This window comes from Marinobacter sp. F4216 (assembly GCF_019931195.1).
Classification (GTDB): Bacteria; Pseudomonadota; Gammaproteobacteria; order Pseudomonadales; family Oleiphilaceae; genus Marinobacter; species Marinobacter suaedae.
Genome location: NZ_JAIOUO010000007.1, coordinates 256769 through 270706, shown reverse-complemented (window position 1 = coordinate 270706; position 13938 = coordinate 256769). Strand labels below are relative to the sequence as shown.

General features: G+C 53.2%; 14 protein-coding genes and 1 tRNA gene. 5 read left to right on the top strand and 10 right to left on the bottom strand.

Annotation, left to right across the window (positions count from 1 at the left end):
* Window positions 1–605: 605 nt before the first annotated feature.
* The gene (locus tag K8I84_RS15060) at window positions 606–992 is read left to right on the top strand and encodes a hypothetical protein (RefSeq protein ID WP_223795593.1); all 387 of its coding nucleotides are present in this window, start codon (window positions 606–608) and stop codon (window positions 990–992) included.
* A gap of 441 nt (window positions 993–1433) precedes the next feature.
* On the opposite strand, the gene K8I84_RS15055 is transcribed toward K8I84_RS15060, so the two are convergent.
* Together K8I84_RS15055 and K8I84_RS15050 are read right to left on the bottom strand one after the other, a co-directional pair.
* A tRNA-Ser gene (locus tag K8I84_RS15055) sits at window positions 1434–1524 on the bottom strand.
* 51 nt (window positions 1525–1575) lie between these two features.
* Entirely contained in the window at window positions 1576–1899 is a 324-nt protein-coding gene (locus K8I84_RS15050; protein WP_223795605.1) for a DUF2905 domain-containing protein, read from the bottom strand.
* Between the two features lie 4 nt (window positions 1900–1903).
* Between K8I84_RS15050 and K8I84_RS15045 the strand changes: the two genes are divergently transcribed.
* The gene (locus K8I84_RS15045) at window positions 1904–2434 is read left to right on the top strand and encodes an isochorismatase family protein (RefSeq protein WP_223795592.1); all 531 of its coding nucleotides are present in this window, start codon (window positions 1904–1906) and stop codon (window positions 2432–2434) included.
* A gap of 39 nt (window positions 2435–2473) precedes the next feature.
* Window positions 2474–3124: a cupin domain-containing protein gene (locus K8I84_RS15040; protein ID WP_223795591.1), complete on the top strand. Its 651-nt coding sequence runs from the start codon at window positions 2474–2476 to the stop codon at window positions 3122–3124.
* 12 nt (window positions 3125–3136) lie between these two features.
* Here K8I84_RS15040 and K8I84_RS15035 read toward each other — a convergent pair whose 3' ends face one another.
* The 7 genes from K8I84_RS15035 to K8I84_RS15005 all read right to left on the bottom strand — a co-directional run bounded on the left by K8I84_RS15035 (window position 3137) and on the right by K8I84_RS15005 (window position 8164).
* Window positions 3137–3670 (bottom strand): lipocalin family protein, encoded by a 534-nt coding sequence (locus K8I84_RS15035; RefSeq protein ID WP_317848220.1) that lies wholly within the window; start codon window positions 3668–3670, stop codon window positions 3137–3139.
* 131 nt (window positions 3671–3801) lie between these two features.
* Window positions 3802–4173 (bottom strand): hypothetical protein, encoded by a 372-nt coding sequence (locus K8I84_RS15030; protein ID WP_223795590.1) that lies wholly within the window; start codon window positions 4171–4173, stop codon window positions 3802–3804.
* A gap of 109 nt (window positions 4174–4282) precedes the next feature.
* Window positions 4283–5182: a LysR family transcriptional regulator gene (locus K8I84_RS15025; protein ID WP_223795589.1), complete on the bottom strand. Its 900-nt coding sequence runs from the start codon at window positions 5180–5182 to the stop codon at window positions 4283–4285.
* An 18-nt stretch (window positions 5183–5200) separates the two neighbouring features.
* The gene (locus K8I84_RS15020; RefSeq protein ID WP_223795588.1) at window positions 5201–5818 is read right to left on the bottom strand and encodes a flavin reductase family protein; all 618 of its coding nucleotides are present in this window, start codon (window positions 5816–5818) and stop codon (window positions 5201–5203) included.
* A gap of 10 nt (window positions 5819–5828) precedes the next feature.
* The gene (locus K8I84_RS15015) at window positions 5829–7016 is read right to left on the bottom strand and encodes an MFS transporter (RefSeq protein WP_223795587.1); all 1188 of its coding nucleotides are present in this window, start codon (window positions 7014–7016) and stop codon (window positions 5829–5831) included.
* Window positions 7017–7020: 4 nt separating this feature from the next.
* On the bottom strand, window positions 7021–7851 hold the full coding sequence (locus K8I84_RS15010; RefSeq protein ID WP_223795586.1) for a CheR family methyltransferase: 831 nt from the start codon (window positions 7849–7851) through the stop codon (window positions 7021–7023).
* A gap of 163 nt (window positions 7852–8014) precedes the next feature.
* Window positions 8015–8164, bottom strand: a complete 150-nt coding sequence (locus K8I84_RS15005) for a hypothetical protein (protein ID WP_223795585.1) — start codon at window positions 8162–8164, stop codon at window positions 8015–8017.
* 149 nt (window positions 8165–8313) lie between these two features.
* Here K8I84_RS15005 and K8I84_RS15000 point away from each other — a divergent pair, with 149 nt between their 5' ends.
* Both K8I84_RS15000 and mnmC read left to right on the top strand, forming a co-directional pair.
* Window positions 8314–8934 carry a peptidylprolyl isomerase gene (locus tag K8I84_RS15000; protein WP_263283176.1) on the top strand — a complete coding sequence of 207 codons (621 nt, stop codon included), beginning with the start codon at window positions 8314–8316 and terminating at the stop codon, window positions 8932–8934.
* A 4-nt stretch (window positions 8935–8938) separates the two neighbouring features.
* Window positions 8939–10816: a bifunctional tRNA (5-methylaminomethyl-2-thiouridine)(34)-methyltransferase MnmD/FAD-dependent 5-carboxymethylaminomethyl-2-thiouridine(34) oxidoreductase MnmC gene (gene mnmC / locus K8I84_RS14995; RefSeq protein ID WP_223795584.1), complete on the top strand. Its 1878-nt coding sequence runs from the start codon at window positions 8939–8941 to the stop codon at window positions 10814–10816.
* A 212-nt stretch (window positions 10817–11028) separates the two neighbouring features.
* Here the strand turns inward: mnmC and K8I84_RS14990 are convergent, their stop codons facing one another.
* Window positions 11029–13818: a hypothetical protein gene (locus K8I84_RS14990; RefSeq protein WP_223795583.1), complete on the bottom strand. Its 2790-nt coding sequence runs from the start codon at window positions 13816–13818 to the stop codon at window positions 11029–11031.
* Between the last annotated feature and the right edge of the window lie 120 nt (window positions 13819–13938).

Here is a 13938-nt window from a genome sequence, read left to right as displayed (position 1 = left end):
CGTGATTTCTTCATGCTGTTCTCCGTTTGCCTCATTGTAGGCCGGAGAACTCTAATTACGCATGCACCGATTTTAGGAGATGGTTACAATAACAGACGCAATTGAGCACCGCTTCCCCGAACTCCGGCGCAGCGAACAGATTAAGCTCAAACACATGGAGTTCATTAAGCATGTCTGGTTCTGACAGCAAGATTATGCCCAAACAACCGTGAGCGACTACATCCGGGCTATGAAGATCATGATATGCGCTCTCGGGCGCGACCGTCATTGGTTAGGAACTCTAAAGCTGGCAAGCAACCATAAACGCGGCGACAGGCCGACGATGGCCCAGGTTACGAAGTTTAGATCGAGGCGAACCCAAGGGTGAGCCCCCACCCAAGCAAATACACAGCTACTCGTTCGGAGCCCGCAATCCGCTCCTTAGCCCGCTGCGGACATTCGGGACGGGCGATCAATGCCTTTTAAAGGCCTCCGTTTGATACAGAGAGGTGTCATTCCCGGCGGGGGAAGTCGCACTCTTAAGGAATAAGTGGACGCGCCCATTTATCAAGTAGACTAAGATTAAGGCGCAGTTACCTTGCCTCAAGCCTAGAAAGGGATTGCATATGGGTTTTTTCTCCGACATACAGAAAAAGAAAGACCTTGGATTGGCTATGCGAGATTTGTTGGAGGTATCACGCATAGATTCGTTACTAGACTCGCCAACTATCGTTTTCGCAAACAAGTTGGTTCTCATGGGTTGGAAGTGTGATCCAGATTACTTCAACGGAAAAACATTTGGCGAATCACCCTCGGATGTTTGTGCGCTTCTTTACATCACATTGCAAACCATACCTGCCATTCAGTATCCAGACCTCAAGGAAGCCATGACTATGCTGGCTTATTCCCTCTACGAGGAATTGCTTGAGGCAGGATTTACTCTAAATGCATCAGTCGTTGACTCACATGCGTTTTACAAAGCACACGAGCTGTTTAGTCAAGTAGAGGAGTGAACAAGATTCCCAGCTTTGCCTCAGTGGCGTGCGCTTGGATTAGTGTCCCAAATACGCTCTAGCCCTATATTTACAAGAGGGATATTTGTCATGCCAACATAACGTGGACGGAGATTGTCATAGCGTTCATGCGGTGATTCACAGCGACACTTGGGAGTAGGCCCTACTTTCCCTGAGCCTTTCTGTCCCCGGGAATCAAGTCCCGGGGCATCTCCCGCCACATAACAGTCCACCCGAACTGCCCGGCAAACCTTTTTGCCACTAACCGCTCTAATTCGATTTTTCGTCAATTAGAGACACCACCGACCCGATTTACGGAGATAAATTAGTGGCGCGGTTCAGGCAAAGACTCATCTCTTGATGGGACAAGTGACCTGCCCCCAATTTTGCCCCAAAACGAAAAAAGCCCTGACTTTCAATTAGAAAATCAGGGCTTTAAATTGGCGGAGAGGGAGGGATTCGAACCCTCGATACGCTATTAACGTATACACACTTTCCAGGCGTGCGCCTTCAGCCACTCGGCCACCTCTCCAATAAACTGTTTCAAATCAGCGGTGTCACCGCTCATTTGAGGGCGCAAACTTTAATGTTTTTGCGACGGTTTGGCAACTCCCTTTCGCAAATTCCATAAAAACTTTTTCAACTGGCCCGGATTCTGCTCACCGATTAAACAAATTGCGAAAACGGTGAACAAAAGACTGAATACGACCATCGAAGTAATGGGGACAAATACACGCTCGTTTTCCGAACGTACATTGATGTCACCGGGGAGCTTTCCGAACCAACCCAGCAAAGAAGGTACAAAATGAAGGACGGCTCCTGCCAGGATCAGTAGTATGCCAGCAACAATAAACCAGCAGGCCAAGAGACACCTTCGACGCCTGCAGTGACCAATTTTCAGGAGCATACCCATGCTGATGAAAGCCGATCAATCCACGCTCGTGCTCATTGATCTTCAGGAAAAACTGATGCCTGCCATCAGTCAGGGCGATGGCGTCATTGACCGCTGCCTCACGCTCGCGACCATTGCAGGCCTGCTTGACGTGCCAACAATCTGTACCGAACAGATGCCGGAAAAACTGGGCCCCAATGTGGAACCCATACGGGAACTTTGCCAGCAGGTCGTGAACAAGGACCACTTTGACGCCTGCCCGGATGGGCTGGTCGAATACCTGCCCGAGGGCCGCCAACACGTGGTTATCGGCGGCTGCGAAACCCACGTTTGCATGCTGCAAACAGCGCTCAGCCTGCTGGATGCCGGATTCAAGGTCTGGGTGGTTGCCGATGCCACCGGTTCCAGGAACGAATTTGATCGTGACGTTGCGCTTGATCGCCTGCATCAAAGCGGCGCGCGGATTGTAACGGTAGAGATGGCCGCCTTTGAATGGATGCGGAATTGCCGACACCCCCGTTTCAGGGACATCCAAAAACTGATCAAATAAGGGCAACAGAAACTACCGCAGTAGAATCAAAGGCTCATTATGCTCAACATGGATTTCTCCGAAAGGATCGTGATCGATACCAGCAAGCAGGATTGGGTTTCAAGTCCGGCGGGCGGTGTCGTGAGAAAGCCGCTGGCCCGGGAAGAAGCCGAGCGCGGACACGCAACCAGCATCGTTCGCTATGAACCAGGCGCTAGTTTTCAGAGACACGAGCACCCTCAAGGGGAAGAGATTCTGGTCCTGGAGGGTGTATTTTCCGATGAAAACGGTGACTATCCCGCCGGAACCTACATCAGGAATCCACCCGGAAGCGGCCACGCCCCTTTCAGCAAGGAAGGCTGCACACTACTGGTGAAACTGCATCAGTTTGATCACCGAGACACCTCAGCCGTGCGGATCGACACAAACAAGGCTTCATGGTTACCAGGCATTGGCGAACTTCAGGTGATGCCCTTGCACGAGTTCGAGCACGAACATGTGGCCTTGGTGAAATGGCCCGCCAACGAAGTGTTCCAACCCCACCGCCATTTCGGTGGCGAAGAAATTTTTGTGCTGAACGGTGAGTTCTGCGACGAGCATGGCCGGTATCCGGCTGGCACCTGGATTCGCAGCCCCCACCTGAGCCAGCACCACCCATTCGTTGATAAGGAAACGGTTATCTGGGTAAAAACCGGCCACCTTCCGGTCTAGCACCGGCTCGAGTTACTGGGGCAGCGGGCTGTGATCAACGATGATCAGGTCGTCCAGATCAAAGCCTTCCTCCCTCGCCCGATTACGGAAACGCTCAAGCTCGTTTTCAGTGACTTCAGGTGTTCTGGACAGAAACCAGAGATAGTCCCGGTTGTAGCCAGACACATAGGCGAACTGATAAGCCTCCGTATCCAGCTCGAATATCACATAGGAGCTGTAAAAGGGACCGAAAAACGACACTTCCAGATGCCCGGTGCGGTCATCATCCGCGAATCGGGCCCTGCCTTCCACCTTTGACCACTCCCCGTCTTCCGAATCGTAACCCCGGTTAACGACTTCGATCGTGCCATCGTCGTTAAGGCGATAGTCGGCTGTCACCCGGCTCAGACCCTCTTCGAAGGAATGGTCGAGGCGAGCGATTTCATACCAGGTTCCCAGGTACCGTTCCTTTTCGAGGCCGGAAACAGGATCGATTCCCTCCGGCAACCCCGTACAGGCGGAGAGCAGAAGAACGGCGGGCAGGGTCAGTACTGGTATTGATTTCACGATATCTACCTTATCCGGGCTAATGGATGGCAGGCCGGTTCCATGGCCGACACGTTCTGGAGTTGTAGATCTTTGCTGCCGAAAACACAAAGAAAAACGGGCCAAAAGGCCCGTTTGTTCAGCAACCCTGTTCAGGACAACCCGACCGTTGAGCGCCACCCTTCACCTTTGCCCAGTGAGTGCGTCACGCTGTCGTCCGTCTTCACATCGCTCCAGGGGTGCTCGGCCCGGGGCACCTCAAACACGTGGTACGCCTCCGGCCCGAAAGGGTCGAGAGCAGTGTCGACATATTGATAACTGTCCGGGACCGGTTCGCCCGAGAATGCCACTCTGAACCGCCGATCTGTCAGACGGGCGCTGGCCTTCAGCGGCTGCTCTACCCAGATGTACACCGCCTTGTCCGAGACGATGTACTCGCTGCGAACCACCCTGCTGCCTTCACAAAGAGAAAGGGTGACAGGTTCCTTGCCAGCTTCAAGACGGAATTTATGAATGGTTTTCATGACCGCTGCTCCTTGTTAAACGCCTTCACACGATTCCATCTTCGCCTCGATCAAAGGTCGACTAAATAAGGTTTATCAATCCCACGTGATCGCTTTTTTCGATGCAAACCTATTCGGAACCAAACCAGACGCTGTTTTCACAAATAGCACGAACGCCATCATGGGCCGGATGCTTACTGCGTGTGATGGCAAAGAGCGCTTCGTTCACATCATCAATAGAAGCGATTTCTTCCACCCGGTACTGGCGACAGACCTCACCCCGAATCGCCGTGGGTGCGGCAAATACCCCAAGGCCCTGGCTGCCGAATACTTTGACGAGCGCACTGTCGTCGACCCGTGCGACGATTTCTGGCTTTACACCATTGACGGAAAACCAATGCATGAGGTTTTTGAAATATGGAGCGTCAGCCGTCGTGGCCAGCATCGGTGCCCCATTCAGGGATTCCGGGAATCCATCCATCAATGGCTCAGCCAGGCCAGGCGATGCAAACAGGCTGATCGCGGAACCAGCGAGAGAATGGACGGCAAAGCCACGCTGATCTTCCTCCTGGGGCACCCAATCTGTCAGCACCACGTCCAGTTCCTTTCGCTTCAGGCGAAGAATAAGGTCCTCGGTGTTTCCCGTGAGGCAATTCAGGTGTACCGGTCTTTTCAGCTTCATCGCTGGCTGCAAAAGGTTGTAGGCAATCAGTTTGTGGATGGAGGCCGAAACTCCGGCGGAAAGTGAAAGCGGTCGTTCGGCCGGCGCAAGCCGAACCACATCATTGAGTTCACTCGTTAAAGCAAAAATCTCATCGGCGTAACCCAAGACTGTGCGACCAAGATCGGTCAGGTGTAGGCGTCGTCTCTCACGCTCAAACAGCATCCCCCCGAGCGCTGTCTCAAAGGTCGCCAGTTGACCACTCAAGGTCTGCGGCGCCAGATCCAGCACTTCACTGGCTCTCGCAATGGTGCCTTCCCGACTAATCATCCAGAAGTAATACAGATGCCTGAGATTCAGTTGGTCCATTTCACTTCCTGTTCATGTTCAGGACGGGCGAGGAATCTTAATAACCTCACCAAAGGTCACGTATTCACTTCCACCCAGGCGACCGAGCGGGTCTATCGAGGCCGCATCAAACACGGTGCGTTCCTTTTCATCGGTCTGCACAGCCTGATCTGCAACGAATACCTTCTTCACCAGGCCAAATACCAGGCTTTGCGGCCCAGCTCCGATTTCCTTGATCTCATAAAGCTCACACGCCATGGCAACCGGGCAATCCCGAAGTCTCGGCAGGCGAAAGCCTTCAAAGTCTGTCAATTCCAACTCCAGATTGCTCAGCTCCGACTCTCCATGCGGCAGGGTGCGGGACGATTCTGTGACCGCCTGAGCCAGACCGCGGTGGGCAATATGCAGCACAAACTCTTTGCGGTATTCGATATTGACGCGGGTATCTTTAAACGACTGATCGGTCGGCTTGCGACCCACCGAAATCATCACCAGCGGTGGATTGCTGGTAATCGGCGTGAAAAAGGAAAACGGCGCCAGGTTGAAATCGCCGTCCGGGTTCTCGCTCAACACCCAGGCGATGGGCCGGGGAATCGCGGTCTGGGTTAACGCGTGATAGATGTCCGCTGGCTTCATTCCTTCAAAATCAATGTACATCGATTTCTCCTCAATCGTGCGAACGTACCGCTGAACGGGTGCTGATCCACCAGGTTGCCAACAGGGCTCCATGCAGAACCAACAGCGGGATGGCCGTAACCACGAGGCCGCCCCATCCGGCCCAGCTCAGGACCGCCCCGGCGGACAAGGCCGCCGAGGCCTGGGCACTGAAAACGACCATATCATTGAGCCCCTGTACCCGGAACCGCTCTTCGTCACGGTAACCCTCTGGTAGAAGAGAAGTTCCCCCAACAAACAGAAAGTTCCAGCCAACGCCCAACATCAGCAAAGCCCCGAGATAGTGATGAAAGCTCACTCCGCCGAGGGCCAATCCGATACACGCCAGGTACAGCAAAAGGCCGGTCACCATCAGAACGGGTATTCCAATGGTGCGGATAAGCCAACCGCTGATCAGTGACGGCAGATACATGGCCATGATATGAAGCTGGATGACCTGCTTGGCATCATTCAGGTCATGATCAGCGAGCTCGGTCATGCTCAAGGGCGTTGCGGTCATGATAAAACTCATCACAGCGTAGCCAACCGCGGCCGAACTTATCGCAACCAGGATCAGTGGATTTCGAAGAATTTCAGACAGCGGGCGCCCGCCTCCCGACTGTTGGGACCTTACGCGCTCGCTCGCCGAACGGTAACCCAGCGCCAGAACCAACGCTGCAACCAGTTGAACTGCCGCCAGCCCGACCCAGCTAAACAGGAAGGGATAAGCCTCGCCCTGACCACTGCCCAACGCGGCAATCTCGGGCCCTAACCAGGCGGCAACCAATCCGCCGAGCAGCACCCTTGCGGCTGCCGTTCCTGCCAACTCCGACGGCACCGATTCCATCGCAGCAAAGCGATACTGGTGTACCACCGCCAGGGCGGAGCCGCCACCAATTGCGGCAATACACAGCAATGGAAAGCTCGAGAGCCACGAAGCCAACGCTCCGATACCGGCGAACGATGAGCCACAAAGGGTCCCCAGCAGCATGACCTGTTTGCGCCCCAATCGCTCCGCCAGCGCCGCCGAAGGCTTAACAGCAAGCACAGTTCCAACCACCACCAGCCCTACCGGCAGCGTAGCAAGTTCAGGATGTGTCGTGAGCAAACGTCCCTGGATACTGCCGATGAAGACGATGAACGGCGCCATGCACATGGCCAGCGCCTGACTGACGATGAGCACCCAGACATTCAGAGGCATAAGCCTACTTTTTCCGGTAGATGATGCCCGGCTGGCACCGGACCATTTCGTACAGGTCTGACAGGCCATTGAGCGACTCAGAGGCCCCAAGAATCAGGTAGCCTCCGGGGTTAAGTGTGGCGTGAATGCGCGTGAGAATGTCCTTTTTGAGTTCCCCGGAAAAATAGATCAGGACATTACGGCACATCACAACATCAAACTTGCCGAGTACGAAACGATCCAGCAGGTTGAGTAATTTAAACTCAACCATTTTCTTGAGCTGAGCGTTGATTTGCCAGCCGCCATTGGGTGAAGGCTGAAAAAACAGCTTTTGGCGCTCCGGGGAGAGCCCTCCCCGCCCCGTGGCAAGCATCTCGTACTCGCCCTTGCGCGCCACTTCCAGAACGCTTTGGGATATATCTGTCGCGGTGATTCTGGCATCCCGAAGCGTTCCCGGTCGCTGGCGGCGAAATTCCTCAAGCGCCATAGCCACGGAGTAAGGCTCCTGCCCGGTCGAACAAGCTGCAGACCAGAATCTGAGCGGTTGATTGCCCTTGCGATCAGCAAACTCAGGTAAAAGCTTGTCCTGAAGAATGCGAAAAGGATGATTATCCCGGAACCACAGGGTTTCATTGGTGGTCATTGCGTCGATGACCACCTCACGCAGCCCCCCTCGCCCGGGACGCTGCAACTCTTCCAGCAGTGCGCCAAGGGATTCAAACCTGTGCTCTTCAAGGATCCTGCACAGCCGGCTCTTAGCCAGGTATTGTTTGTTTTCACCCAGTAAGATACCGCAGGCATCCTGAAGGAATTTTTTGAACGCCAGGTATTCCTGAGGAGTAAGGTCTGCTTTCATTTACATTCTGTATTGGATCGGTAAGCCGAAACGGCTGTCAGCGCTGATCGACAATGTCCATGACCCGTTCAGCCGATTCGTCGACAACCAGGGCCGGCAGGTGGGTGTTAACCTCACCTGATCGTCTGCTCAAAACCTCTTGTTAGGCATCTTCTCGCAGTGCTCACACTTCTGCAAGAATCTTATCTACATCAGATACTTCCACCAAATCACCATCGAGTTTGATAACAGCGTATAACGACAGACCCTTTCTTTCACACAGGAAATCATTCACGCCATCAAGCTGGTGACCGACGCGAAGAGCAATGTGCATCAGGGGCTGCTGGATACTTTCCTACGAATATAGGCGAGCCAGAGAATTCCACTCAGCATCTGCTAACATCGTGATTCCGAAATCCGTTTTCTGGATAATGCCGTCGTTCGTATACTCAAAAACGTTGCCACCCATAGAGAGCCGTCAAGATGCTGAATTCCGTAAGACCTGTCCAGAAACTTATTGCTGCCCTGATCGTTCTGTTTGTTGCTTTTATTCCGACCACTGCAGTACAGGCGCACAGTGATAATTCATCCGGCGATGAGGTTCTGCCAAAAGTCAGAATGGTCACAAGCCTTGGCGCTATTGTGCTGCAGCTTCGGCCGGATGTAGCGCCTGAAACCGTCGAGAATTTTCTGACTTATGTAACTGACGGGTTTTACGACAGTACTATTTTCCATCGGGTTATACCGGGATTCATGATTCAGGGTGGTGGCTTCACTACCGCACTGTCCCGCAAACAAACCGGCGCCCCCATCGTCAATGAGGCGAGCCCCACCCTGAAAAATCTCCGCGGAACGATCTCGATGGCCAGGACCAGTGCTCCGGACAGTGCGACGTCCCAGTTTTTCATTAATCAAGTGGATAACAGTTTTCTAGATGCTGGTGTACGAGGTCCCGGTTACGCGGTCTTCGGGAAAGTGGTTGAGGGCATGGAAGTTGTTGACGCTATCGCAGATGTGGAAACCGGCTATTCCCGTGGTTTGGCCGACGTTCCAGTCGAGCCGGTTGTGATCGAGAACGTGACGGTATTGGAGTCAGAACAGTAAAGCCATGCAAGACGAACTTCTTCCCCCGGCAATAGAACCCGCCGAGATTGTATGGCGAGAAGGAGTGCCGGAATCCAGTCGTTTTGGTGATGTGTATTTCAGTCGCGAAAACGGCCTGGAGGAAACTCGCTACGTATTCTTGAAGCACAACGGGCTTCCGGAACGTTTCTGCAAAGTCGGGAACGGTGACAGTTTCGTGATCGCAGAATCAGGCTTTGGTACCGGCCTGAATTTTCTCGCCGCATGGCAAGAGTGGCGGGATTCAGGCCCGGCTCCCTTCGCCACCCTGCACTTCGTATCCGTAGAACGCTACCCGCTCACCGTAGCGGACCTCAAGAAGGCGCTGGCGCTCTGGCCGGAACTCAAGGAACTCGCAGAACAGTTGCTGGACAGCTACCCCCCGCTTGTTCGTGGGGTTCATCGGCTCGTCCTCGATGAGGGTCGTGTACGTCTCACCCTCTATTTCGGTGACATCCTCGACGCCTGGAACGACCTGACTTTCAACGCAGACGCCTGGTTTCTTGACGGATTCGCACCCTCACTGAACCCTGAGATGTGGCTGGAAGAAGCGATCGACCTGATTCGCATACATAGCAAGCCGGGTACCACGCTGGCGACGTTCACAGCGGTGGGTCGTATTCGGCGGGCGCTGACTGATGCCGGCTTTGCCATGAGCAAAGAGCCAGGCTTCGGTCGCAAACGGGATATGTTGGCCGGCTGTTTAGCCGCTGACTCCAACCCCGTTAATGACACAGCCCATGGCCCCATTGCGGTCATAGGTGCCGGCATTGCTGGATGTCTTCTTGCAAGAAACCTGGCAGACCGAGGCGCCGAGGTTATTCTGGTTGACGAGGCCGAGGGACCGGGAGCCGGCGCCTCAGGCAATCTGCAGGGTGCGACCTACGTCAAACTGGGTGTAGAGTTCAACGATCAAGCGGCGCTGGCTCTCAGCGCATTACTCTTTGCTCAGCGTTATTACCGGCCATTCTTCAAGAATTTCTGGTTCCCGACGGGCCTGCTCCAGCTGGCATCCTCGCCGGAAGAGCTACAACGCCAGCAACGTTTCCTGGTCAGAAATGGTTACCCGCCCGAAATCTTGCGCCCCGTAGACAAGGAAGAAGCAGCTGAACTGTGTGGTGTTAAAACTCAGTCGGGAGGGCTATGGTTCCCCGGAAGTGGCTGGCTTCGGCCCGGAGCTCTCTGCACAACCCTTGCAGAGCATCCGCGTATCAAGAGAGTGTTTAATTTCTCCGTCGAAACCCTGGCCGCTCAAGATCGCCACTGGATCATTTCCGCTAAAAACGGAAACCAGATCAAATGCACTGTACCGGTCCTGTGCGCTGGGCATCAGACAGGCTCGCTCATTCCCTCATGTCACACGTACAGATTCAAAAGCATTCGGGGTCAGGTTTCCCACATCAGGAAGGACTTAATCAGCCTACCTAAAGCGGTTATTTGCGGACAAAAATACCTGAATCCAGGGCATTCGGGCCTGGCCGTAACTGGGGCAACGTTCGATATTCACGACGAAAACCCCAATCCGACCGTCGAATCACATGAACAGAATCTGTCGGCGCTCAAAGACATGACGCCTGCGCTTTTTGAGGACCACGAAGGCCCCCTGGCAAAAGAACTTGAGGGGCGAGTGGCGTTTCGCTGTACCACGCATGATTATCAACCCGTTGCTGATAAGGTCGACGACACCGCTGAGGATGAACCCGCACCTGATTTATTCATGCTAACAGGGCTGGGAAGCAAAGGGCTGACCTATGCTCCGTTGTTAGCCGAATATCTGGCAGACCGATTACTTGGGCACCCAGAATGCTTACCGGGAAGACTTGCCTATCGTTTGCGTAGCCGGAGGTTGATCGCTCAAAAGTGAAGATTTTCCGATCTTTGCTGAAAAATAGTCAGCATTTTCCGCTTACATTACCGTCACGCCCGAAACCGACGCTAGGCTCCTCGCACGGCTAATGCTTTCTTAACATAGTGAAGCTGCACTGGTAATTACCTCACCGGCGGGGCCTTCGGGCATTGTGACCAATAAGAACTATCTACGCGTTTTTGAATTTCTGCCTTGAGCGATACGACCGCCTAGGGGTTTAGCGCATCCCCCTCGGGACCAAACAATAATATTTGCCAATCGTTCGACGACCGAACAAGAGCGGTAATCTCATCGTCACGATAGTTCGCCAGGGATGAGACTTCCGTATCACTCAAAGAGGACTGAAATCGCCAACTGCTGCTATATTCCCCGGAGGTTTCATCCCCGTTCGCCTCATCACCACTGGAGGTGTCTTCACTATCTGTGACAGCAACCTCTCCTGGTTCTGCCGTTAATGAAATCCTGGAAAGGACTCCGTGCTGACCTAGCACCTCGGCACTGGAGTTAAAACGCCCTTCAGTTAACCCGGACACGACCAAGTCACCATTGAAAAGGATGATATCGCTAAACTCATCTTTTTGGCTGTCGTCCTTATCGTTCAAAGAGAATGCTTTTCTTATGTTACCGAACCTTGAGATCCCCACGACGAAGCCAGCTTCGCTGCTCAGAGGTTCACGCTCATAGGACGGTGCGGCTCCATTTCCTCGATCAGCAAAGAGGTACTGTGTACGACCGTTTCCGAGGAACCAAATATTAGAGCTGGAAGAAGCACCGGACACAATACGATCACCCAGTTCTGTGGCAACCTGATTCACGTTAACGTTGCTCGAAGAGCTACTCACGCTGTAGGAGAAGCCTCCAGGCTCACCAATAGCGTCTGGTCCACCCTCCAGATTTGAGCTCCAGCCCATCACAAGGGGAATAGAATCGCCCGCAGTCACGCCGGCAACCTGTTCGTCACCGGTATAACCTACCTGCCGGGTAGAGCTCACTTGTGGTGTTACCTCGCTACCGTCAAGCACTCCGTCTATGGTTTGCACGAAACTATCAAAGTTTCCTGCTGAAGCCTGATCCGGCCAAGCGTCATTGGTTGCTCCAGCGATGACGATATTTCCAGCCGAGTTGACGTCAATCGCCTGCACAGCATCATCCCCTGTAGTACCGGAACTTATCTCCCAGCTTCGAGTATATTCGCCACCGTTGCTATCTGGGTCGAAGATGAACTTAGAAATTACAATATCCATTCCATCCGTTTCGACTGAACTGATGTTGTAAGCTACGCCAAACTCGTACCTGGGCCCTTCTGCCCCTGTAACCGGATCTCTAACGTCCCGTTGGGATGTAGCAATAAGTGGCCCTTTACTTATATCCGCCACGAATCCGTTTGCTGGCGCAGCCACTTCGACCTCCTGAATAAGCTCCCCCTGCCGGCTATAAATACGGGCAACGATGCGATCGCCATTCAGGGGCTCATATCCAGCCACAAAAATATTTCCATTTTGCTCAACTGAAATGTCAGTTGGCATAAATTCTTCCGCACCTAACCCGTTAACAATCAGTGGACTTGTCAGCTCATTCAGACTAATCCTAAGCGGAGCATCATTGGCACCTCGCGCATGATTAGGCCGCCCGGCCTGATAAGTCGCATCTATCTCGATCAATGCGAACTTATCGTCGGACAGGAGGTTTGAAAACGAATCTGAATCTTCGATTTGGACCCGGAAAGTAACCTCGTCGGTTCCAACCGGAAAGACGATTTCATCAGCGTCCTCCCAGATTCCACCGGGAGACTGCAGCTGGGTGTAAAAATCGGTTCCAATAATTGCTGTGGACGAACCTCTGGAGGCGAGTTTTGCACGGATTTCGTCACTGCGTTTTCCAGTCAGTACCGCAGTGAATTCTTTAGACTGGCCGATATTCAGGGTGTCTCGGCCACCTCCTTTGGCCGTTTTCAGGCTGACAACAGGTTCATTGTCTTCAATCGACATGGCCTTTGCATAGGTATCTCTTCTACCCAGGGACGCAAGCCCTGAGCGGACTTCGGTCAGCCTGACCGTGAAATTTTCTGTCCGTTCGGGAAAGCCGTCCTCGATAACCTCTAAACGAATGAAACACTCAGTGGTACCCGGGCTCAACGTTACAACGCCCGACGTGGAAGCACCTGAACTATCGGGTTCGTAGAACAGATAATCGATGTCGCCCAACAGTTGCTGACTGCCACTTCCGAGCGCAATTACATCCCGGCCGATAACCGCATCGTCTTCATTGGACTCCGATTGATCACATCGCTGGTGAGGAGGCGCAAAATCAGTGTCACAATTATTTTCGTTAAAATTAGATTCCAGAGAAAAAGCAACGCTGATTTCAGTCACAGATGGCTGGTCGAGAAGAATTCGAACGAGGACTGGACGCGTAGGAAGCGTAGCCTGTTCGACGCTCACTACACTGCCATCACTGGCGTATTCGTTATAGGTAATTGTGTGCTCGCCGTTGAGGCTAATATCAGGAATCGCACACTGATTGGTCTCGAATTCCTCTGGAGGTTCAGCCCGTTCACCCTCTACAAATGTTTCGGACGCCAAGCTCAGAGGATTAACTTTCACATTTATATCAAAGGGCTCAAGCCCCACGGCTTGGCCATCTGTGGTAACCAGGTTGATATCCTGAGTCGTTCCGAGGTCGGATTCTCCGCGATTGCCACCGGTCAGGCCCGGCACCCCCCTCATTATCACACCCTGTCGAGCCTTGTTATTGATATCTTCCAGAGCTAGCCAAGAGGGAGCGTTCGTCAACGAATAATCAAGAATGCCCTCTCCACCGTCAGCGCCAAAATTATAGGAATACTCGACACCGAGGTAGGCATTTTCTGGCGGGCTACCAAGTACTCTTACAGGGTCAGGATCCTTTTCGGTCTTACAGCCTATGAGAATCAGTACAATAGAAAGAGCGACTACGGCGCGGGTGGCGGACAGAATGCGGGGGAGATTCTCAGCGCGCATGAATAAATCCGTTTAGGCGTTTTTGTTATGGCGGTGATGGTGCTTTCTCCTGAAAGCCAATTACACACCGTTACAGACAAACGCCATGGTAGCCAATTTGTAAGCTTTTGGATCTGCGCA